Origin of the sequence: Halobacterium sp. CBA1126, assembly GCF_009741975.1 — an archaeon.
Classification (GTDB): Archaea; Halobacteriota; Halobacteria; order Halobacteriales; family Halobacteriaceae; genus Halobacterium.
Genome location: NZ_WPCF01000043.1, coordinates 1 through 19,609, shown reverse-complemented (window position 1 = coordinate 19,609; position 19,609 = coordinate 1). Strand labels below are relative to the sequence as shown.

19 protein-coding genes and 2 pseudogenes are annotated in these 19,609 nt (G+C 69.7%); 9 read left to right on the top strand and 12 right to left on the bottom strand.

Annotated features, from left to right (window positions below; all coding sequences use genetic code 11):
• Positions 1 to 317: twin-arginine translocation signal domain-containing protein (locus tag GJ634_RS07795; protein WP_157501878.1), on the bottom strand; the 317-nt coding region annotated here is incomplete at its 3' end.
• Between the two features lie 182 nt (positions 318 to 499).
• On the opposite strand from GJ634_RS07795, the gene GJ634_RS15420 reads away from it, so the two are divergent.
• The 4 genes from GJ634_RS15420 to GJ634_RS07780 all read left to right on the top strand — a co-directional run bounded on the left by GJ634_RS15420 (position 500) and on the right by GJ634_RS07780 (position 5,582).
• On the top strand, positions 500 to 667 hold the full coding sequence (locus tag GJ634_RS15420; protein WP_197425445.1) for a hypothetical protein: 168 nt from the start codon (positions 500 to 502) through the stop codon (positions 665 to 667).
• An 88-nt stretch (positions 668 to 755) separates the two neighbouring features.
• Positions 756 to 1,175: a PPC domain-containing DNA-binding protein gene (locus GJ634_RS07790; RefSeq protein ID WP_157501876.1), complete on the top strand. Its 420-nt coding sequence runs from the start codon at positions 756 to 758 to the stop codon at positions 1,173 to 1,175.
• Positions 1,175 to 5,248, top strand: coding sequence for a DNA-directed DNA polymerase II large subunit (locus GJ634_RS07785; protein WP_157501874.1), 4,074 nt, complete (start codon positions 1,175 to 1,177; stop codon positions 5,246 to 5,248). The genes GJ634_RS07790 and GJ634_RS07785 overlap by 1 nt, the downstream gene beginning before the upstream one ends.
• A 100-nt stretch (positions 5,249 to 5,348) precedes the next feature.
• Complete coding sequence (locus GJ634_RS07780; protein WP_157501872.1) at positions 5,349 to 5,582, top strand: hypothetical protein; 234 nt, start codon at positions 5,349 to 5,351, stop codon at positions 5,580 to 5,582.
• Positions 5,583 to 5,656: 74 nt separating this feature from the next.
• Here GJ634_RS07780 and GJ634_RS07775 read toward each other — a convergent pair whose 3' ends face one another.
• The 6 genes from GJ634_RS07775 to GJ634_RS07750 form a co-directional block, all read right to left on the bottom strand.
• On the bottom strand, positions 5,657 to 6,850 hold the full coding sequence (locus GJ634_RS07775; protein WP_157501870.1) for a DUF5305 domain-containing protein: 1,194 nt from the start codon (positions 6,848 to 6,850) through the stop codon (positions 5,657 to 5,659).
• A 48-nt stretch (positions 6,851 to 6,898) separates the two neighbouring features.
• Complete coding sequence (locus tag GJ634_RS07770) at positions 6,899 to 8,068, bottom strand: signal peptidase I (protein ID WP_157501868.1); 1,170 nt, start codon at positions 8,066 to 8,068, stop codon at positions 6,899 to 6,901.
• Positions 8,069 to 8,093: 25 nt separating this feature from the next.
• On the bottom strand, positions 8,094 to 8,948 hold the full coding sequence (locus tag GJ634_RS07765; protein WP_157501866.1) for a hypothetical protein: 855 nt from the start codon (positions 8,946 to 8,948) through the stop codon (positions 8,094 to 8,096).
• Between the two features lie 46 nt (positions 8,949 to 8,994).
• The gene (locus GJ634_RS07760) at positions 8,995 to 10,410 is read right to left on the bottom strand and encodes a DUF1102 domain-containing protein (RefSeq protein ID WP_157501864.1); all 1,416 of its coding nucleotides are present in this window, start codon (positions 10,408 to 10,410) and stop codon (positions 8,995 to 8,997) included.
• A gap of 62 nt (positions 10,411 to 10,472) precedes the next feature.
• The gene (locus GJ634_RS07755) at positions 10,473 to 11,042 is read right to left on the bottom strand and encodes a hypothetical protein (protein ID WP_157501862.1); all 570 of its coding nucleotides are present in this window, start codon (positions 11,040 to 11,042) and stop codon (positions 10,473 to 10,475) included.
• A gap of 16 nt (positions 11,043 to 11,058) precedes the next feature.
• The gene (locus GJ634_RS07750; RefSeq protein WP_157501860.1) at positions 11,059 to 11,715 is read right to left on the bottom strand and encodes a hypothetical protein; all 657 of its coding nucleotides are present in this window, start codon (positions 11,713 to 11,715) and stop codon (positions 11,059 to 11,061) included.
• Between the two features lie 379 nt (positions 11,716 to 12,094).
• On the opposite strand from GJ634_RS07750, the pseudogene GJ634_RS16035 reads away from it, so the two are divergent.
• The 3 genes and pseudogenes from GJ634_RS16035 (at position 12,095) to GJ634_RS07735 (ending at position 13,567) form a co-directional block, all read left to right on the top strand.
• Positions 12,095 to 12,711, top strand: a pseudogene (locus GJ634_RS16035) (hypothetical protein).
• Positions 12,711 to 13,199 carry a hypothetical protein gene (locus GJ634_RS07740; RefSeq protein ID WP_157501858.1) on the top strand — a complete coding sequence of 163 codons (489 nt, stop codon included), beginning with the start codon at positions 12,711 to 12,713 and terminating at the stop codon, positions 13,197 to 13,199. The pseudogene GJ634_RS16035 and the gene GJ634_RS07740 overlap by 1 nt, the downstream one beginning before the upstream one ends.
• 74 nt (positions 13,200 to 13,273) lie before the next feature.
• On the top strand, positions 13,274 to 13,567 hold the full coding sequence (locus GJ634_RS07735) for a rubredoxin-like domain-containing protein (RefSeq protein WP_157501856.1): 294 nt from the start codon (positions 13,274 to 13,276) through the stop codon (positions 13,565 to 13,567).
• Between the two features lie 48 nt (positions 13,568 to 13,615).
• Here GJ634_RS07735 and GJ634_RS07730 read toward each other — a convergent pair whose 3' ends face one another.
• A complete protein-coding gene (locus tag GJ634_RS07730) occupies positions 13,616 to 13,969 on the bottom strand; it encodes a NifU family protein (RefSeq protein ID WP_157501854.1) in 354 nt (117 codons plus the stop codon).
• Positions 13,970 to 14,029: 60 nt separating this feature from the next.
• Positions 14,030 to 14,353, bottom strand: coding sequence for a DUF5783 family protein (locus tag GJ634_RS07725; protein ID WP_157501852.1), 324 nt, complete (start codon positions 14,351 to 14,353; stop codon positions 14,030 to 14,032).
• 671 nt (positions 14,354 to 15,024) lie between these two features.
• Here GJ634_RS07725 and GJ634_RS07720 point away from each other — a divergent pair.
• Both GJ634_RS07720 and GJ634_RS07715 read left to right on the top strand, forming a co-directional pair.
• Complete coding sequence (locus tag GJ634_RS07720) at positions 15,025 to 15,522, top strand: cation:proton antiporter regulatory subunit (RefSeq protein WP_157501850.1); 498 nt, start codon at positions 15,025 to 15,027, stop codon at positions 15,520 to 15,522.
• A 4-nt stretch (positions 15,523 to 15,526) separates the two neighbouring features.
• Entirely contained in the window at positions 15,527 to 16,735 is a 1,209-nt protein-coding gene (locus GJ634_RS07715; protein WP_157501848.1) for a cation:proton antiporter, read from the top strand.
• Positions 16,736 to 16,738: 3 nt separating this feature from the next.
• Here GJ634_RS07715 and GJ634_RS07710 read toward each other — a convergent pair whose 3' ends face one another.
• The 3 genes and pseudogenes from GJ634_RS07710 to cobA form a co-directional block, all read right to left on the bottom strand.
• Entirely contained in the window at positions 16,739 to 18,148 is a 1,410-nt protein-coding gene (locus GJ634_RS07710) for a DHH family phosphoesterase (RefSeq protein WP_157501846.1), read from the bottom strand.
• Positions 18,149 to 18,190: 42 nt separating this feature from the next.
• Complete coding sequence (locus GJ634_RS07705) at positions 18,191 to 18,916, bottom strand: uroporphyrinogen-III synthase (RefSeq protein WP_157501844.1); 726 nt, start codon at positions 18,914 to 18,916, stop codon at positions 18,191 to 18,193.
• Positions 18,913 to 19,595 (bottom strand): annotated as a pseudogene (gene cobA / locus GJ634_RS07700) (uroporphyrinogen-III C-methyltransferase). The gene GJ634_RS07705 and the pseudogene cobA overlap by 4 nt, the downstream one beginning before the upstream one ends.
• Positions 19,596 to 19,609: the final 14 nt, after the last annotated feature.

Genomic DNA, 19,609 nt, shown 5'->3' with positions numbered 1-19,609 from the left:
GAGACCGTGTAGTCCTCCGCGAGGAGGGTCTCGACGTTGACCGTCCCGTTCTCGTAGTTGGTCAGCCCGTCGAAGATCTCCTGGATGTGCGTGCCGGACGTGGTGTCGGTCGCGTAGACCGGGTCCAGCGAGTCCGCCGTGCCGATCTGGCGGCCGCGGTACCGGTCCTCGTCGTTGCGTTCGGTCGTCGTCCCCGTCGGCTCCTCGTCGCCGTCGTCACCGTCGCCGCCGCTGCAGCCGGCGAGGGCGGCTGCGGTCGCGGCGGCGCCGGTTCCCTGCAGGAACCGTCGGCGGGAGAGGTTGTCAGTGTCTGTCATCCAAAACCCGAGTTACTAAGCGACAGTGATAAACCTATCGTTCCTGTAGGTGTGCGGCCCGCACAGTCGGAACGTACTACGTGCGTACAATCGAAAGCGGGCGCGGCCAAAAGGGCCGAACTTTCCCTTCGCCTGTCACTCCGACGGGCTTAAGTATCGGGTGTCACGTTGTATCACACGTCATGACGACTGACGCCGCGCAGCCGGCTGACGCGTCCGGCACCGACGTGATGGCCTCCCTCGACGACGAGGGTCCCGAGTCCCGACTCGTCATCGCGGACATCTCCTGCGACGAGGCGTGGATGTCGGTAACAGCGGACCACGCCACCGCGCTCTCCGCGTGGCGATAAGCCGGCCGTAGCGGCGCTCGCAGTTCTCGCAGCTCCCCGACGCTCAGAGACGGTAGGACTTTTGCTGGCGCGCCCGTTGGGTGGACGCATGAACGTCCGCGAAGTCACCGGCGGCCGCGAGTTCGTCGCGCGACTCGACCACGGCGCCGACTGGCGCGAGGAGATCGAGTCGCTGGCCGCCGACGAGGGCATCGACGCCGCGTGGTTCGTCGGCATGGGCGCGGTCCAGGACGCCGAACTCTGGTACTACGACCAGGACGACTTCGAGTACAAGGCCGCGCGCTTCGAGGAGCCGCTGGAGGTCGCCGCCTGCGTCGGCAACCTCGCCGACCTCGACGGGGAACCGTTCGCGCACACGCACGTGACCCTCTCGCGGCGCTCCGGGCAGGCGCTTGCCGGCCACCTCGACCGCGCGACCGTGTTCGCGGGCGAGCTGTACGTCCGCGAGCTGGACACGGAGCTGGTCCGCGAGCACGACGACGCCACCGACCTCGACCTCTGGCTCTGATGCGGCCCGAGGACGAGGCGTACTTCGCGTCGCTGGAAGCCGGCCTCGACGACGCCTTCGAGGTCGCCGAGGCGGCCAAGCGGCGCGGCGAGGACCCCGAGCCCGAGGTCGAGATTCCGGTCGCGAAGGACATGGCCGACCGCGTCGAGAACATCCTCGGCATCGACGGGGTGGCCGAGCGCGTCCGCGACCTCGAGGGCGAGATGAGCCGGGAGGAGGCCGCCCTCGAACTCGTCGAGGACTTCGTGGAGGGCCGCGTCGGCGACTACGAGACGAACGCCGGGAAGGTCGAGGGCGCGGTCCGCACCGCGGTCGCGCTGCTCACCGAGGGCGTGGTGGCGGCGCCCATCGAGGGCATCGACCGCGTCGAGGTGAACGAGAACGACGACGGCACCGAGTACGTCGCCGTCTACTACGCCGGCCCCATCCGCTCTGCGGGCGGGACCGCGCAGGCGCTGTCCGTGCTGGTCGCGGACTACGCCCGCGCGCTCCTCGACATCGACCGGTTCAAGCCCCGGGACGACGAGATCGAGCGCTACGCCGAGGAGGTCGACCTCTACGACTCCGAGACCGGCCTCCAGTACTCGCCGAAGGACAAGGAGACGAAGTACATCACCGAGCACTGCCCCGTGATGCTCGACGGGGAGGCGACCGGCGACGAGGAGGTCGACGGGTTCCGCGACCTCGAGCGCATCGCGACGAACTCCGCGCGCGGCGGGATGTGTCTCGTGCTCGCGGAGGGCATCGCGCTGAAGGCGCCGAAGATCCAGCGCTACACCCGCAACCTCGAGGAGGTGGAGTGGCCGTGGCTGCAGGACCTCATCGACGGCACGATTGGCGAGGGCGAGGGCGACCAAGGGGAGGCCTCGGAGGGCGCGAGCGGCGAAGCCGCGAGCACTACCGCCGACGAGGATGCCGAACCCGCCGCGGAGGAACCCGACGGCCCGCCCCGCGTGGATCCGTCGAACAAGTTCCTCCGGGACCTCATCGCGGGCCGCCCCGTCTTCGGCCACCCCTCGAAGGAGGGCGGGTTCCGGCTGCGCTACGGCCGGTCGCGGAACCACGGGTTCGCGACCGCGGGCATCCACCCCGCGACGATGCACCTCGTGGACGACTTCCTCGCGACGGGCACCCAGATCAAGACCGAGCGCCCCGGGAAGGCGGCGGGCATCGTCCCCGTCGACTCCATCGAGGGCCCAACGGTCAAGCTCGCGAACGGCGACGTCCGCCGCATCGACGACCCCGAGGAAGCCCTCGAGGTCAGGAACGGCGTCGTCGAGATTCTGGACGTCGGCGAGTACCTCGTGAACTACGGCGAGTTCGTGGAGAACAACCACGAGCTCGCGCCCGCCTCCTACGCCCCGGAGTGGTGGGTGCAGGACCTCGACGCAGCGGGCGCGGACGTCCAAGCCCTCCGCGACTCGCCGTACGCCGACCTCGAGGAGCCCAGCGTCGAGCAGGCGCTGGAGTGGGCGACCGAGTACGACGCCCCGCTCCACCCCGCGTACACGTACCTCTGGCACGACGTCGACGTCGCGGCCTTCGAGACGCTCGCCGACGCCGTCGCCGCCGGCCGCATCGACGCGGAGGCCGGCGAGGACGCGCTGTTCGTCGCGAACGACGAACCGGTCCGGGACGCGCTGGAGGCGCTGCTCGTCGAACACCACCAGCTCGACGACGAGATCCGCGTCACCGACTGGCGGCCGTTCGCGCGCTCGCTCGGCGTCGACGAGGACCTCGACCGAGAGTGGGACGCCCTCCCCGCGGACGCCCGCGAGTGGCCGAACGCCCTCGCCGCCGTCAACGAAGTCGCGCCGTTCGAGGTCCGCGAGCGCGCGCCCACCCGCATCGGGAACCGCATGGGCCGCCCGGAGAAGTCCGAGTCCCGCGACCTCTCCCCCGCGGTCCACACGCTCTTCCCCATCGGCGAAGCCGGCGGCAGCCAGCGCGACGTCAGCGAGGCCGCCCGCTACGCCCCCGACATGAGCGACACCCCCGGCGAGCTCGACGTCCAGCTCGGCGTCCGCGAGTGCCCCTCTTGTGGCGACCACACCTACGAGCCGCGCTGCGAGGACTGCGGCGAGTGGACCGACCCCCACTACGAGTGCCCCGACTGCGGCATCAGCGCGGAACCCGACGAGTCCGGGCGCGTCGAGTGCCCGCGCTGCGAGCGCGAACTCGACAACGTCGAAGTCCAGACCGTCGACGTCGGCGCCGAGTACCGCGACGCCCTCCAGGCCGTCGGCGAGCGCGAGAACGCCTTCGACCAACTCAAGGGCGTCAAGGGGCTCTCCTCCGCGGAGAAGGTCCCCGAGCCGATGGAGAAGGGCGTCCTCCGCGCGAAACACGACGTCTCCACGTTCAAGGACGGCACCGTCCGCTACGACATGACCGACCTCCCCGTCACGTCGGTCAAACCCAGCGAGCTCGACGTCACCGTCGAGCACTTCCGCGAACTCGGCTACGAGGAGGACATCCACGGCGACCCCTTAGAGCACGACGACCAGCTCGTCGAACTCCGCGTGCAGGACGTCGTCCTCTCGGACGGCGCCGCCGAACACATGCTCAAGACCGCGGACTTCGTCGACGACCTCCTCACCCAGTACTACGGCCTCGACGCCTTCTACGAGCTCGAGGAGCGCGACGACCTCGTCGGCGAACTCGTCTTCGGGATGGCGCCCCACACCTCCGCCGCCGTCGTCGGCAGAATCATCGGCTTCACGTCGGCCTCGGTCGGCTACGCGCATCCGTACTTCCACGCCGCGAAACGCCGGAACTGCTTCCACCCCGAGACGAAGGTGTGGTTCGAGGACGAAGCCGGCGAGTGGCACTACGACCCCATCGAGACGCTCGTCGAGGACCGCCTCGACCCCGAGACGGCCGACGAGGACGACTTCGGCACGCTCGTGCAGGAACTCGACGGCGACGTGTTCGTCCCGTCGGTGACCGAGGACGGCGAGGTCGTCCAGAAGCCGGTCGAAGCGGTCTCGAAGCATCCAGCACCGGACCACATGGTTCGCATTCGGACCGAGTCAGGGCGCGAACTCACCGTGACGCCCGACCACGAACTCCAACACTGGACCGACGGCGGCGTCCAGAGCAGGGAGGCGCGTGAGCTCGACGGCGACGAGACGCTGCTGTCGAGCACGCGCCTCGACTCACGCTCGGAGACGGAAGCCGTCGCCGTCCCCGACGGTGGGTCGACGGTTCACGACGACGTCGCGGACATCGAATACGTGGCTGCTGACACCGACCACACCTACTGTCTCACCGTCGCCGACACGCACTCGCTGTTCGCCAACGGGGTCGCCGCGAAGCAGTGCGACGGTGACGAGGACTGCGTGATGCTCCTGATGGACGGCCTCATCAACTTCTCGAAGTCGTACCTGCCGGACCAGCGCGGCGGCCGGATGGACGCGCCGCTGGTGATGTCCTCGCGCATCGACCCGAGCGAGATCGACGACGAGGCGCACAACATGGACGTCGTCAGCCGGTACCCCCGGGAGTTCTACGAGGCGACCCGGGAGATGGCCGACCCCGGCGAGGTCGAGGACCTCGTGGAGATCGCCGAGGAGAGCCTCGGGACGGACACCGAGTACGCGGGCTTCGAGCACACCCACGACACGTCGGACATCCACCTCGGGCCGAGCCTGTCGGCGTACAAGACGCTCGGGTCGATGATGGACAAGATGGACGCCCAGCTCGAGCTCGCGCGCAAGCTCCGGGCGGTCGACGAGACGGACGTCGCCGAGCGCGTCATCGAGTACCACTTCCTCCCGGACCTCATCGGGAACCTGCGCGCGTTCAGCCGGCAGGAGACGCGGTGTCTGGACTGCGGGGAGAAGTACCGCCGGATGCCGCTCACGGGGGACTGCCGGGAGTGCGGCGGGCGCGTGAACCTCACCGTCCACGAGGGCTCCGTGAACAAGTACATGGACACGGCCATCACGGTCGCCGAGGAGTACGACTGCCGCGAGTACACGAAACAGCGCCTGGAAGTCCTGCAGGCGAGCCTCGAATCCATCTTCGAGAACGACAAGAACAAGCAGAGCGGCATCGCGGACTTCATGTAGCCCGCGCCGGTCGCTTCGCTTCTCGAGCCATCTCGCTGACGAGCGCAAGCTAGTGAAACTGTATGAACACTTATCCTCCAATAACTCGTAGGTGTCACGTATGGCCCTCAGTGTTTGGGAGGTGTTCCTCTCCGTATTCGGCGGCGCTGAGGAATCCGAAGAGAAAGCCGGTGAGGAATCCGGTGAGGAGGACGCCGAGGGTCGGTTCGTTCCGTCCCCGTTGGACCTGTCCGTCCGCATCGGCCACGGCGGGTCGGACAGCCAGCGCGTCCGTGAACTCGCCGAGATAAACAGACGAGCGGAAGACATCGAGGAACACCGACGCGACAACTAAGCATCCCTACTTCCGATATAGCCGCCCAGTATCACGCGCCGCTCTGGATAACGAAGTCGAGCGAGCACCTACTGCTAGTCCTGCGGCCGCGGCGTCTCCTCGCGAGCGTCCTCCGCCGAGTCGCTGGTCGCCGATTCGTCGCCGGCCTGTTCGCCGTCCGCTTCGGTGATTGCTTCGAACAGTCCCGTCTCGGTCGGTTCGCCGGCCGCTGTCGCCGGTTCGGGCGGTTCGTACGCGACGACGAGCTGGTCGGTGACGGCGTAACACGTCCCGGAGTCGGGGTCTTCGAGGACGGCGGTGTTGGAGTCGATGGCGAAGTCCACGAGGTCGGCCAGCGACGCGGCCTCCGCGCGCTGCCGGTCGCGGACCGAGTCGGGGAGCCGCGCGGTGACGACCCACTCGTCGAACTCCGCGCGCTCGTCGCGGAACGCCAGCAGGTCGCGCTCGGCGGCGGAGAGCGCGAACGCCTCGCGGCGCCGCCCGACGCCGAGGGCGGCGAGCCCGCCGACGCCCGCGAGGAACAGGAGCGGGCCGCCGGCGGTCCACAGCGGGCCGTACTCGTTGGGGACGGTCACCGTCTCCGTGGTCGTCATGGACTGGCTGCCGGCCTCCGCGGGGCCGACGGTGTACGCGTCGCCCTCGACCGAGACGGGGAGGCGGTGCGTGAGCGACAGCGACGCGGGCTGGCCGTCCGCGGTCCCCTCGACGGTCGCGTCGACGACGACGAACGTCTCGGTCTCGCCGGGCGTCTCGCCGAGGGACTCCCGGATTTCGGCCTCGCGGGCCGCCACGCGGGTGGCGTTCAGGGCGAACGCGACGCTCGCGGACTCGCCGGCCTGCACGTCCGCGGTCGCCGCCTCGAGCTCCCGGCGGTCGGTCCAGTAGACGGCGTCCTCGCCGACGCTCCGGACGACGAGCGCGGCGTCGAGGTCGACGGTCGCCTCCGAGGCGTCGACGCCGCCGTACGTCGCGACGTACCGGCCGTCGAGTACGGGCGCGGCGTTCGTGAAGTACGTCGAGCGGTTCGAGAGCGTCGTCCCAACGTCGAAAATCGGGTTCTCGCGGGTGACCTCCGCGGAGTGGTGGAACTCCCCGTCGACCGTCCAGTGCGCGCGCTCGGACTGCGCTTCGGTGGTTCCGGGCGCGGCGTGGGCCGTGTACGCCGCCCAGCCCCCGACGACGGCGAGCACGGCCAGCGCCGCGACCAGCACGGGGAACCACGACGACACCACTGCGCGAACCCTCAGCCAGCGCGTTCCCTCCCCCATGGCTCCCCCTCCGTAATGCGGTCGCATAGACCTGTCGGTGGCCCAACCTTACTTGCGCGTGAGGTACCGGAGCGCGCGCCCGACGAGCGAGCGGTCGTGGCGGGACTCGCGGTCCCGCACGCGGACGCGGCGCCCGCCCAGCACCGCCAGCCCGAGCACCGCCATCCCGCCCGCGAGCAGCGCGTCGATGACGGCGATGGGGAGCCACGGGTGGACGCCGTGCAGCGAGTCGATGACCGACACCGGGAGCACCGCGAGGTAGCGGTGTTCGGTGACGAACCGGCGGTAGTAGCCGGTCTCCTCGGGCGCCGACAGCGTGAGGTCGACGGCCGCCTCCCCCCGGCCGGGGACGCGGACGCGCTCGGGGGCCACTGCGACGCCCTCGCTGGCCGGCTGGACGTACGCCACGACCGGCACGAGGCCGGCGTTCGGGACGCGGTACGGCAGCGTCGCGGACCCCCCCTGCTCGATGACGGTGGGGTTCTCGGACGCGAACTCCGCGCTCACGACCCCGAACTCCTGTGTCCCCGCGGGAACCACCATCGCGGCCGTCGCCGCCACCACGAGCACGCCCGCGAGGACGGCGACGACGACCCCCGGCGAGACGCCCTGCTCGCGGTCGCGGTCCCTGCTGTGGTCGCGCTCGCGCCCGCCGCCCGCGACGAACAGGTCGAAGACGTACAGCAGCGCCGACAGCGCCAGCAGGAGGTACGCGAGTCCCTGCGTGCCGAGCAGCGCGCGCGACCCGGTCGCCGCCGCCAACTGCCGCTGGACGTCCGCGAACGCGCTCTGGAGGCCGGTGACGAGCGTGCCGAGGTTCGGAACCACGACCACCGACCCGCCGACCTGCAGGGCTTTCGCGACGACCTGCGCGTCCTTCACCGGCGGCTCGCCGCCGTCCTGGTCCGTGAACGGGTTCGCGTCCCCCCGCGTGACGTACCCGCGCTCGGTCTCCCCGACGACGCGGTGCGTGGTCAGCCCGCCGCCCTGCAGCTCCTCCGCGCGGAAGACGACCACGTCGCCCTCCTCGACGTCGCCCGCGACGGCCGACGGTATCGCGACGAAGCCGTCCCCGGGCTCCATCGTCGGCTCCATGCTCCCGGTCTCGACGTATCCCAGCAGGACGGGCGTGCCGAGCAGCTGGCCGACGAGCAGCGCGACCACCACGAGGACGACGACGGCTTCGGCGCCGAGCGTGAGCGCGCGGCGAACGGACATTCACTCGGCCAGACGTGTCAATCCGTCAAAAATCCTCGGTGTCGTCGAAGGCGCCCGCCGCCAGCGCGACGTACGGCACCAGGAAGCCCAGACAGAACCCCAGCAGGTGGACGTAGCGGTTCACGACGGTCTCCGCGGCGGGCGTCGGCGCGGGGAACCCGACGAACGGGTAGCCGAAGAACGCGACCGCGCCGAGCACGCCGACGTCGAGCCACCCCGCTCGCCCCTCGGTCGCCTCCCACCGAGAAGCCACCGACGACTGCCACGTCCGCCAGACCGAGACGGCGTATACGGCGGCAATCGACGCGCTGACCCCGGCGAGCGCGACTGTCGTCCGGTCGACGGGGAGCGCGACTAGCGAGACCACGGCGACCGCGGCGAAGAACGCGCCCGGCGCGTGCCGCGTGCGAATCCGTTCGTTGACGCGGCGGCCCGCGTACGCCACCAGCACCAGCCCGAGCAGCCCCGCGAACGCCATGTTCACGCCCGAGAGCCCGTAGCCGACCGCGTTCCGGGGGACCGCGAGGTTCAGCCCGGACAGCGCGAACGGGAACGCCAGCACGTACGTCGCGGCCGCGACGCCGAACAGCCGCCGGTGGCCCGCGAGCGCCGCGAGCACGTACCCGAACCCCGCGAGCAGCGCGTACCCGAGCACGTTCGCCGCGAGGTGCGCGGCGTCGAAGTGGACGAAGTGCGCCGCGTACGCCGTCGCCACCGTCGGGTCGCGGTACGCGAACGCCAGCGACTCCCGGACCCCAGCGGGCAGCGCGAACACCGCGAGCGCGACAGCGGGCACGACCGCGAGCGCGAGACAGTCCCGTAGCAGGACTGCCTCGCGAAGCGCCGCCCGGAACGAGTCGCCGTCGGCCGAGCCGCTCATGTGTCGCCCTGCTCCCGCGGCCGGCAAAAGCCTGCCCGCCGGTCGACTACCACGGTCGCCTCCGCGCGAGCAGCAGCGACGCCGCGACGAGCGCGAGCAGCGCCACCAGCCCGAGCAGTTCGCGCAGCCCGAACCCGGCCGGCTCCCGCACCGGCTCGTCGCTCCCGTTCTCGGGCGACTGCGCCGTCGCCGCGTCGGTCTCGTTTTCGGCCTCGACGACGAGCGTGCCGGCGTCGACGCCGCCCACTGCGACGGCGTACTCGCCGGGGTCGTCGCGCTCGACCGGCACACTAACGTTCGCCGTGTCGCCGGCCGCCACGTCGACCACTCGCTGTGCGACCACGCTCCCGTCGACGGTCACAGAGACGGTCTGCTCGCCCGCCGCAGTCCCCGCGTTCGTGACGTTCGCGGTCACGCTGGCGGACTCGCCGGGTGCGACCGTCGTCTGCCCGAGGCGCGCGTCGGCGACCCGGACGCGCGCCCGGTCGGCCGCCACCACGAACGTCGAGAACCCGGGCGTCTCCGCCGCGAAGCGCACGCGCCCGTCGCGCTCGCCCGTCCGCTCGACGTCGAGCCGCGAGAGCTCGCCGCCGTCCTCCCGGTAGACCGCGAGGTCCGCGGGCGCGACGCCGCGCGCCTCGAAGAACCCGCGCGGGACGCTGAACCGCAGCGTCGCACGCTCGACCGCGCCCGTCTCGACGGTCACGCGCACCGCGCCCAGCGCCTCCGCGCCTCGCTCCGCGACCCGCGACCGCGCGCCTTCGGTCCCGCTCGCGTCGACCGCCAGCGACACCGACCCGCCCGCGCTCGTCACGGCGACCTCGTCGAGCGTGAGGTCGCCCGCCGCGCCGGCGAGCGCGAGCCGCGACGCGTCGAACGTCGTCGTCTCCCCCGCGCTCGCGCCCAGCACGGTGAACCGCCGCGAGGTCTCGGTCGGCGCGCGCGTCTGCACCGTCGACCCCGAGAACGAGAGTGCGTCCCCCTGCGCGGCGACGTCCTCGGGGTCGGCCGCCCGAGCGTGCACGGTGATTTCGTCGAGGAGCCCGTCGGCCGTCTCCCCCGTTGTGTCCACGCGCAGCCCCACGGCGATGCTCTCGTTCGGCGCGAGCGTCACGTTCGTCGCCTCGGACTCGATGGGTTCGCCGCCCGCGTAGAACGTCACCGCCTCCGACTCGTGCGTGAGCCAGACGTGCGCGTACTGCGAGCCGTTGTACCGCACCCGAAACACGTCCGCGATGCCCGTCACCGCGTCGTCGTTCACGCCCTCCGCCTCTGGGTTCGCCGCCGAGAGGTCCACGACGAGCTCGCCGTCCTCGAGGTCGGCGTAGTCGCTGCTCGGCGCGAGTTCCACGTCCTCGCCGATGTCGTCAGTCGGGCCGGAGAACAGTGGCGCCGCTCCCGACGGGAACGCGAGCGCTCCCGCGAGGGCGAGCGCGGTTCCGATGGCGAGGGAGCGTCTCATCTGGTCATCTATCCGTTGGAGACCCACCGGCGGAGTCGAACCGCCGTGCTCCGAGTGGGTCGTCAGTCGCTGTTGGTGGCGACCGCGGTAATCGTAAGGGAGATCTCGTATTCGTCCGCTTTGACCGGGACGCCGTGGGTGTCGATTTCGAGACCGCAGAGCAGTGGCCCCCCGCCGACGGCGAGCGGGGTGGACGGACTGGTCTCCGTGAGACGGTCCCCCGTTTCGACGTCGTATATCGCGACCGATGGGACTCCCTCGGTCGTCTGCTGGGTGGCGTACACTTCCACGGGCTGGGTTCCTTGGTTCGTCACGCTGAACAGGCCGGGCTCGTCGTGGGCCGCGTCGCCACTGAACCGGTAGACGGAATCAGTCCCGACCCCCTCGGGGTCCGTGCCGCCATAGTCTTCTTCGTCCGGAGCAGGAATGTCGAACGCGACCGTGTCGCCGTCCTTGTACGACCGACGCCCCTCCCCGATTTCCGAGAGCCGAAGGAACGCCCCGTTGTCGTCGGCAACGTCAACGTTGACGGTTCGTGTCGCGCTGACGCTGGTGAACGCACCCAACCCCATGGTGAACGCGCTACTCACCGTGAGGCTGCCGAGGCCGGCGATGAGGGTGCGTCGTCTCATTATCTATTAATTGGTCTCAGAGCGTATCCGGGACTGCGGTCGCATCAGCTGTGATTTTCATGCTGATTTCTTGATCAACACTGGAGTCACCGGTATTGACGTAGAGGCCGAAGTCGAACGCTTGACCCGAATCAAGTAGGAATTCTTGCTTACCGTCGTTACCACCACCATACGCGGAATACGGTGGTTCAGAGTACAGACCGGTTAGGCTAATTTGATCGTCCTCGACTCCGGCAGCGATACTGGATGTGTTTTCGTAGTCGCCGTTCGGCCGGTTAGACGCCTGTGGGTCAACCCCAAACCCGTCAGAGGTTGTACGATCACTCTCGTCAATACTGTCAGGCTCGACGTAGACGAGAACAGGTTGTGTTCCCTGATTCCGCACCTTGACTATGTCATTAATTTGGGTGGTACCGTCCTGATTCACACCCGTACCATCGACATCAGCATCGCCGTCCAAATTAAACGACACTGCCCCGCTGTCGGCGTTGCTTACGTACGCGCTGTTCGTAGCGCCACTTGTTTCGAATGCAAGGAAAGCGTCATTATCGGCCGCCGTATTGACCGAAACAGTACGGTCTGCCTGCACACTCGTAAACGCGCCCGTACCGATTCCAGCTGCCCCGGCGGCAGCGAGCGATCCTAGCCCAGCGATGAACTTGCGACGTTGCATTTTCGAGTTACCTCGTTGTGCACTCCCGGGACCACCGCGGTCGCCGAGAGCGCTCACTTCCCCCAACGACCCTATGGTAAGTAGTATTGACACGACTGAGCGAGTTCAGCCCGAGTCTACCGTTCGACGAACGACCGTCTGGCCGACCCTGCAGCCCCACCGACCACCGACAACCCCGGTCTGAGCGACCGTCAGGCCGGACCTGAGCGGCCGAAAACCGGTTCGTCTCGGACAACTATACACGAACTAATGTGCGTAATTTGGGCTGTCGAACCTCGTAAACCCAGAGAACGGGCTTCCTTCGGTTGTTCTCGTCAGCAACTCGTACGTTAATTATCGCCAACACTTATGAGGGCGTAGTCGGTAACCTCCGCTCGTCGTGTCATCAGCGTCACAGCACCGGGGGCCAGGGGAGCCCGCCGACACGGGGGAGAGCGAACCGAGCGACGAGCTATCGGTCGACGCGCCGACGGAGGACGAGCTGTTCGACGTGCTCTCGAACCGGCGGCGGCGGTACGCCGTGCACGCGCTGGAGGCCACGGACAGCGCCGCCGAAATCGGGGACGTGGCCGAACAGGTCGCCGCGTGGGAGTACGGCGTCGACGTCGAGCAGGTGTCCTACGAGGAGCGCAAACGCGTCTACACCGCGCTCCAGCAGTCCCACCTGCCGATGATGGACGACGCCGGCGTCGTCGACTTCGACAAGAACCGCGGCACCGTCGAGCCGACCGACGCCCTCGACGACGTCGAAGTCTACATGGACGTCGTGCAGGGCAACGAGATCCCGTGGAGCGTCTACTACCTCGGGCTCTCCGGGGTCGCGGCGGCCTGATGGCGGCGGTCTGGACCGGCGCGTGGCCGTTCGCGCTCCTGCCGGACGTCGCGTGGGGGGCGGCGGTCACGGCGATGTTCTCCGTCTCGGCGGTCGTCCACACGTACTACGCGCGGGGGAGGCGCATCGGGGAGACCGACGAACCACCGGAGCTCGGGGGCTGATGAACTGGTCACGAGCCGTCAGCATCGCACTCGCGCTCGCCGCCGTGAGCCTGCTCGCCACCGGAACGCTCGGGTTCACGAGCGTCAGCGCCGAGCGCGGCGTCTCCGTGAACGTCGTCGACACCGACGAGGCGTACGTGGGCGTGACGGCCTGCGAGCCGACCAACGGGAACGGGAGCGACGCCAACGCGAGCAGTAACAACGGCCAGGGGAACGCAGACGTCTACGTCACGGTGACGAACCGGTACTCGGAGCCGTTGACCGTCGAAGGAATCTCCGCGAACACGCACGACGCGGCACCGACGGACCGCAACAGCATCGGCTCTGGTGACCGAGAGACGTACGCGCTGCACGTCGACACGACCGAGGTGACCGTCGACGTGGACGGCGACGGGTTCGACGCGACCGTCACCGCTGACGTCAAGCAGCGCCACCGCAGCGAATGCAATCCCGGAGAAGGAACCAGTAATCCCGGGAACAACGACTGAGGTCGCTTTCGCGTCGCGGCACCGGCCCGCACCCGGCAAATGATTTTATCACGGCTCGCGCTGAACACTCACGCATGAGCGAAGAACCTCCTAGTGTTGGTCTCGGCACGGCCGTCTACGACGACGACGGCGAGAAACTCGGTACGGTTCGCGGCTTCGACGACGACGGCTTCTACGTGACGACCCGCGAGGGCGTCGAAGCGCTCTCCGTCGAGCACGAGCGCGCCGGCCACGAGTTCGGCGAGGCCGAGCTCATGTGGCGGTGCTCGGAGTGCGGCGAGCTCGGCGACCTCCAGGAGGCGTTCCCCGAGGAGTGCCCGAACTGCGGCGTCGAGAAGGAGGCGCTGTACTACTGGACCGAGGACTGACGCGTAGCTGTCGCTGAGCGCCGCGAAAAACGTAGAATTGGGGGAACGTTAGAACGGGGCCTGCGGGCCTTCGTCGTCCTCGGGCTCGTCGCCGCCGTCCTCGCCGGGGAACGACGGGCTCATGCCGCTGTCCTGCCCGCCGCCCATGCCGGTGTCGGCGTTGACGGCGTCGACTTCGGGGATCTCCTTGGTCATCCGGGACTTGATCGCCTGAATCGTCATCGGGGAGATGCCACAGCCCGAACACGCGCCGCCGAGCTGGAGGTCGACGACGCCCTCCTCGCGGTCGATGTTCTGGATGGCCGCCGTGCCGCCGTGCATCTGAATCTGCGGGAAGTTCCGACGGAGGAAGTTGTTGACGCGCTCCTCCAGGTCGTCGCCGCCCTGACTCTCGGTGCTCATGGGAACCCGTTGGTGCTCGCGCGGCTTAGCTCCTGTGGTGCAAGATGTTCGCTCCGCCGTTCACTCGCCGACGTCGAACTGCGCCCGCAGCTCCGCGCGGAGCTCCTCGAGGTAGCGGTCGAGGACGTGCTGGGTCTTCTCGTCGGTCGCGACCACGCCGTCGAGCTTGTCGAGCGGGTCGTCGGGGAGCTCGACGGTGAACTCGCCGTCGCCCTCGTAGTGGGGCTCGCTCTCGGCGAGAATCGTCTGGTCGATGCCGTGGACCAGGTCCGAGTCGAAGGACTCGTTCATCGTCTCGAAGGCGCTCTTGTACGCGGTCTGGAGCTTCGGGAAGTAGTCGACGTACTTCTGCTCCTCGAACTCCTCGGGCGTCAGGTCGCTCATTACCGCTACGTTGCCGAGTCTGATTGAAGTGCCCGTCGGTAGGCACGAGCCAGCCGCGCAGTCACCGAGGCGGTTCTATATCGCAGCATAGAATTTATTCGGGGTCGATAGAGGTGATTCTCCCGTCTGTCGGGGGCCGCGACCGGTTGCGAGACAGTTGGCTCGGCGGCGACTCGATAGAGCGGGCGTCGCCCGGATGATGGGCTCCCGCACGCGTGCACGCGAGAGCGTCAGTCGCTCGGTAGCGCGCTGTTCGATGTAACGACGCGGGGGGTTACGAGGCTACAATCTGTTTGGCACGATACGACAGAAACAGCTCACCGAGTGGTTGCTTGGCACAGGCGGTTTCGCCAGCCCGGGCTGTCGTTGGCTGGCGGAACTCACTCCAAAGCTTCGGGGGTACGATTTCGGGTCGAAGCACCTCGTCACTCTCGCGGTCGCTGCCCCTGTCACATGCTCCCAAAAGTCTCCTCCTCTCGAACCCTTCCTCGCGCCTCGACCGCGGATACTGTGGGTTTGCTCTCGGTTCAGCCCGATTTCCTCCTCCATGCCAGTAATCGAACTCCGGTTAAACCACATACTGCGATACAGAACGACCTTCGCCGACTGCTAGCGGGCGTCGCTACTCCCGTCACCCGAGGTTTAAGCGTGCGTCGCGCCCCACTCCACGCATGGTCATCTACGAGGCGGACGTGCCGGGCGTCGGGAAGCGCTACGAGGTCGAGACGGGCGGGGGCGAGCGCGCCGTCGTCATCGTCCACCACGACGGCAAGCGCGAGCTGTTCCGGCGTAGCGACGCGGACGCGGACGCCGAGAAGCTCTTCGAGTTCACGAGCGAGCAGGCCCGACAGGTCGCCACGTCGCTGGAGGGGACGGACTTCCAGCCGCTGGACCTCGAGGACGTCGACGTGCCGCTCGGCGGCGCCGTCATCGAGTGGACCGAGGTCCCCGAGGAGTCGCCGGTGGTCGGCGAGACGCTGGGCGACGTCCACATCGGCAAGGAGACCGGGGTGACCGTCGCCGCCATCCAGCGCGGCGACGAGACCATCGGGAGCCCGGGCGCGGACACCGTCCTCGAAGCCGGCGACATCCTCGTCGCTATCGGCTCCCGGTCCGACCAGGACGCCCTGGAAGCCCTCCTCGAGGGCGGAGACGGGGAGGCCGACTGATTCGATGGCGGAGGCGCTCCTCCTCGAACTCGGCGTCGCGCTCTCGGTGCTGGCGGTCGCCGGCTCGGTCGCGCGGTACTTCGACCAGCCGGTCATCCCCGCGTACATCGCCGCCGGCATCCTCGTCGGCCCGCACGCGCCGACGAGCGTCGCGACGATCTCCCTGCAGCTGGTCTCGGAGAGCGCGGTCGTCGAGACGGCCGCCGAGGTCGGCATCGTCCTGCTGTTGTTCTTCCTCGGGCTGGAGTTCGACGTCGGCACGCTCGTGCGGAACCGGCGGCGGCTGTCCGCGGTCGGCGGCATCGACCTCGCGGTGAACGCGGCCGTCGGCGTCGCGCTCGGGGTGGCGTTCGGGTTCGGGCCGATCGGCGTCCTGCTTGTCACGGGCGTCGTCTACATCTCCTCGAGCGCCATCGTCACGAAGGCGCTGACGGACGCGGGATGGCTCGCGAACCCGGAGAGCGAGGTGATTCTCGGCACGCTCGTCGTGGAGGACCTCGTCATCGCCGTCTACCTCGCGGTCGTCGCGGCGGTCGTCGGCGGCGGCGGGACCGTCGGGAGCGCGCTCACGACCGTCGTCCAGTCGTTCGTCTTCCTCACGGCGCTGGCGGGCGCCGCCCACTTCGGCACCGAGTACGTCGACCGCGTGTTCGGCACGGAGGCGGACGAACTGTTCGTGCTCCGGGTCGTCGGCACGACCGTGCTCGTCGGCGGCGCGGCGCTGTCGGTCGGCGCGAGCGAGGCGGTCGCGGCGTTCTTCGTCGGCACCGCGTTCCACGGCACCGACCTCGTCCACCGCGTCGAGAGCCTCGTCGTCCCGGTCCGGGACGTGTTCGCGGCGCTGTTCTTCTTCGCGGTCGGCCTCGGCACCGACCTGCTCGTGGTCGCGGACGTCTGGCTGCTGCTCGCCGTCGCCGTGGTCGCGACGACCGCCGCGAAGCTCGCGAGCGGGTACGCCAGCGGCCGCGTCTACGGGCTGGACGAGCGCCGGTCGGCCCGCGTCGGCCTCGGCTTGGTCGCGCGCGGGGAGTTCTCGCTCATCGTCGCGACGCTCGCCGCGACGTCCGCGAACCCCACGATTCGCACCGTCGTGCCGGCGTTCGCCGTCGGCTACGTCATCGCGATGAGCTTCGTCGGGTCGCTGTCCGTCCAGTACGGCGCGACGCTCTCCGAGTCGTTCAAGAACTGGCGGCGGGGCCGGGAGTCCCTCTGAGGGTCAGGCGGAGAGCTGTGCGGCGAGCACGTCGCTGACCTCCTCGAGGAACTCCTGCTCGCGGCCGCGGGGGACGGTCGCGCCCGCGGCGACCGTGTGGCCGCCGCCGTCGCCGCCGACCGCCTGCGAGGCCTCGCTCATCACCGCCGAGAGGTCGAGGCCGCGGTCCACGAGCCGCGAGGTGCCGCGCGCGGACACCTTCGTCTCCTCGTCGTTCTTGTAGCCGAACCCGACGATGGGGCGGTCGCTCTCGGTGGCGTCGCTGCCGAGCGCCATCCCCGCGACGATGCCGACGATGGTCTCCCGGATGCGGTCCTCGGCGTGGAACCACTGGAGGTCGTCCTCGACAGTGACGCCCTCGCGCTCCACCCACGACAGGCCCTCCGAGAGGTTCCGGCGGTGCTCGCGCAGGAGCTCGCGGGCCGCTTCGAGGGGCTCGCCGCGCTCGCCGAGGCAAACCGCGAGCCCGACGTCCGCGCGCTCGTACCGGGCGGTCGCGTTCAGCAGCGTGGAGAACTCGCTGGCGTCCCGGAGCTCCGTGCCGGGTTCCTCGTCGGCGAGCGTGTACGTCGTGCCGACGAGCTTCGTCACGTCGTCGCCGGAGACGCCGTTCCTGACGGCGCGCTGGACGAGCGCGCTGACGACCGTCTGGCGCTCGTCGTGGGAGAGGTCCGCCCACGTCCGCCAGTCGCCGCCGTCGTGCAGTTCGAGGTCGAGGCCGTCGAGGAAGCGCACGGCGCCGTTCTCGTCGTTCGTGATGCCGGGGACGTACACCTCGCTGGCGTACTCCAGCAGTTTGGGGAGCGGGCGGGTCTGCGTGCCGTACAGCGCGAGGTCCTTCGCGGTGTCCAGGACGCCGGCTTCCACGCCCTCCTCGGCGATTCTCGTGTTCGCGCCGACGAGTTCGCCGTCGACGGTCTGCCGGTCGCCGACCGCCCCGACGACGGCGAGCGCGGCGAGGTCGGTCGCGTCCCCGCCGAGCAGCGCGCGAGCGAGCACGTACGCCGCGCCCGCCCCCGACAGTTCCGTCCCGCCGTCGACGCCCTCCAGGAGCGGGTTCAGGTGGAACCGGGTGTCCGCGTCCGCGGGCTGGTGGTGGTCCGCGATGACGGGCGTGAACTCGCCCGCGTCCTCGTGGTCGGTTATCGCGTCGAGCTGGCCGCTCCCGAAGTCCGTGAACAGCACCGTGTCGTGGTCGTGGGCCGCGATGCTCGAGATCTCCTCGTCGTCGAGCTGCTTCGAGAAGACGACGTCGTGCGGAACGCCGGCGCGTTCGAGCGCGGTCGCGGCGATGCCCGCGCTCGTCAGGCCGTCGGCGTCGATGTGGGACGCGAGCAGCACGCGTCGGGCGTCGCGGAGCGCGTCCGCGCACGCCGCCGCCCGCGCCTCGAGTTCCGGGACCGGAGCGTTCATCGGGCGCAGGTAGCGCGCCGTCGCGTATAAACTACCGGCTCCTCAGAGCTCCTCGCGGACCGCGCGCGCCAGCTGCTCGAAGTCCGCGTCCGCGGGCACGACGTCGACTTCGACGCCCCGCGATTCGGCAGTTTCGCGGGTCGGCGGGCCGATGCAGCCGACGACGGCGTCGTTCAGCCCGGCGAGCGCGGCCGCCCGAACCCCTCGCGTTTCGGCCTCGTCGAGCCAGTTCTCGACGGTCAGCGACGAGGAGAACAGCGCGGCGTCGAGGTCGCCGTCCGCGGCCAGCTCGACGGAGTCGCCGGCCTCGGCGGGCACCACGAGCTCGTAGAGAACCGTCTCGTGGACGTACGCGCCGGCGTCGTTCAGCCCGTCCGTCAGCACCGCGGAGCCGTGGTCCGAGCGCGCGACCTCCACGCGCGCCCCGTCCACGTCGCCCGCGAGCGCGGCGACGAGCCCGCTGCTCGTGTACTCCTCGGGCACGAGGTCGACCGTCCAGCCGGCCGCGCGGCAGGCGTCGGCGGTCGCCTCGCCGATGGCGCAGAGCGTCGCGTCGCCCGGCGTCCAGCCCGCCTCGCTGGCGAGTTCGACGCCGGTCTTGCTCGTCAGAATCGCGTAGTCGGCGCCCGTCTTTGGAATCTCGCCGGTCGGTTCGACGGCGAGCATCGGGTCCGGGACCGGCTCCGCGTCCAGTGATTCGAGGAGGTCGGTCGCGTCCTCGAGGCGGTCGTCCGCCGGCCGGAACACCGCTACCCTCGGCGCGGTCATCGCGTCGCCTCCCGCACGCCCGCGACGCCGCCGATGACGGTGACGGCGGGCGGCTCGATGCCGACCTCGTCGCGCGCGTCGACGATGGTGTCGAGGGTGCCCGTGGCGACCTGCTGGCCGGGCCGCGTCCCTTCTCGACGAGCGCGACCGGCGTCTCCGGGTCCATCCCCGCCTCTCGGAGCGCGCGCGTGTAGTCGGGGAGCTTGCCGACGCCCATCAGCACGACGATGGTGCCGCCGGTGTCCGCGAGCGCCTGCCAGTCCACCGCGGACTCGTCCTTCGTGGGGTCCTCGTGGCCCGTGACGAACGAGACCGAGGAGGCGTGGTCGCGGTGCGTGACCGGGATGTCCGCGGCCGCGGGCGCGGCGACCGCCGACGAGATGCCGGGCACGACCTCGAAGGGGACGTCGTGGTCGGCGAGGTAGACCATCTCCTCGCCGCCGCGCCCGAACACGAACGGGTCACCGCCCTTCAGGCGGACCACGTCCTCGCCCTCGCGGGCGAGTTCGACCATGCGCGCGTTGATGTCGGACTGCGGCGTGCGCTCGCCGCCCGCGCGCTTCCCGACGTCCTCGCGCTTCTCCTCCGGAATCTCCGAGAGAATCTCGGGGCCGGGGAGCTTGTCGTGGAGCACCACGTCCGCGTCCTCCAGCAGGCGCGCGGCCTTCACGGTCAACAGCTCGGGGGTCGCCG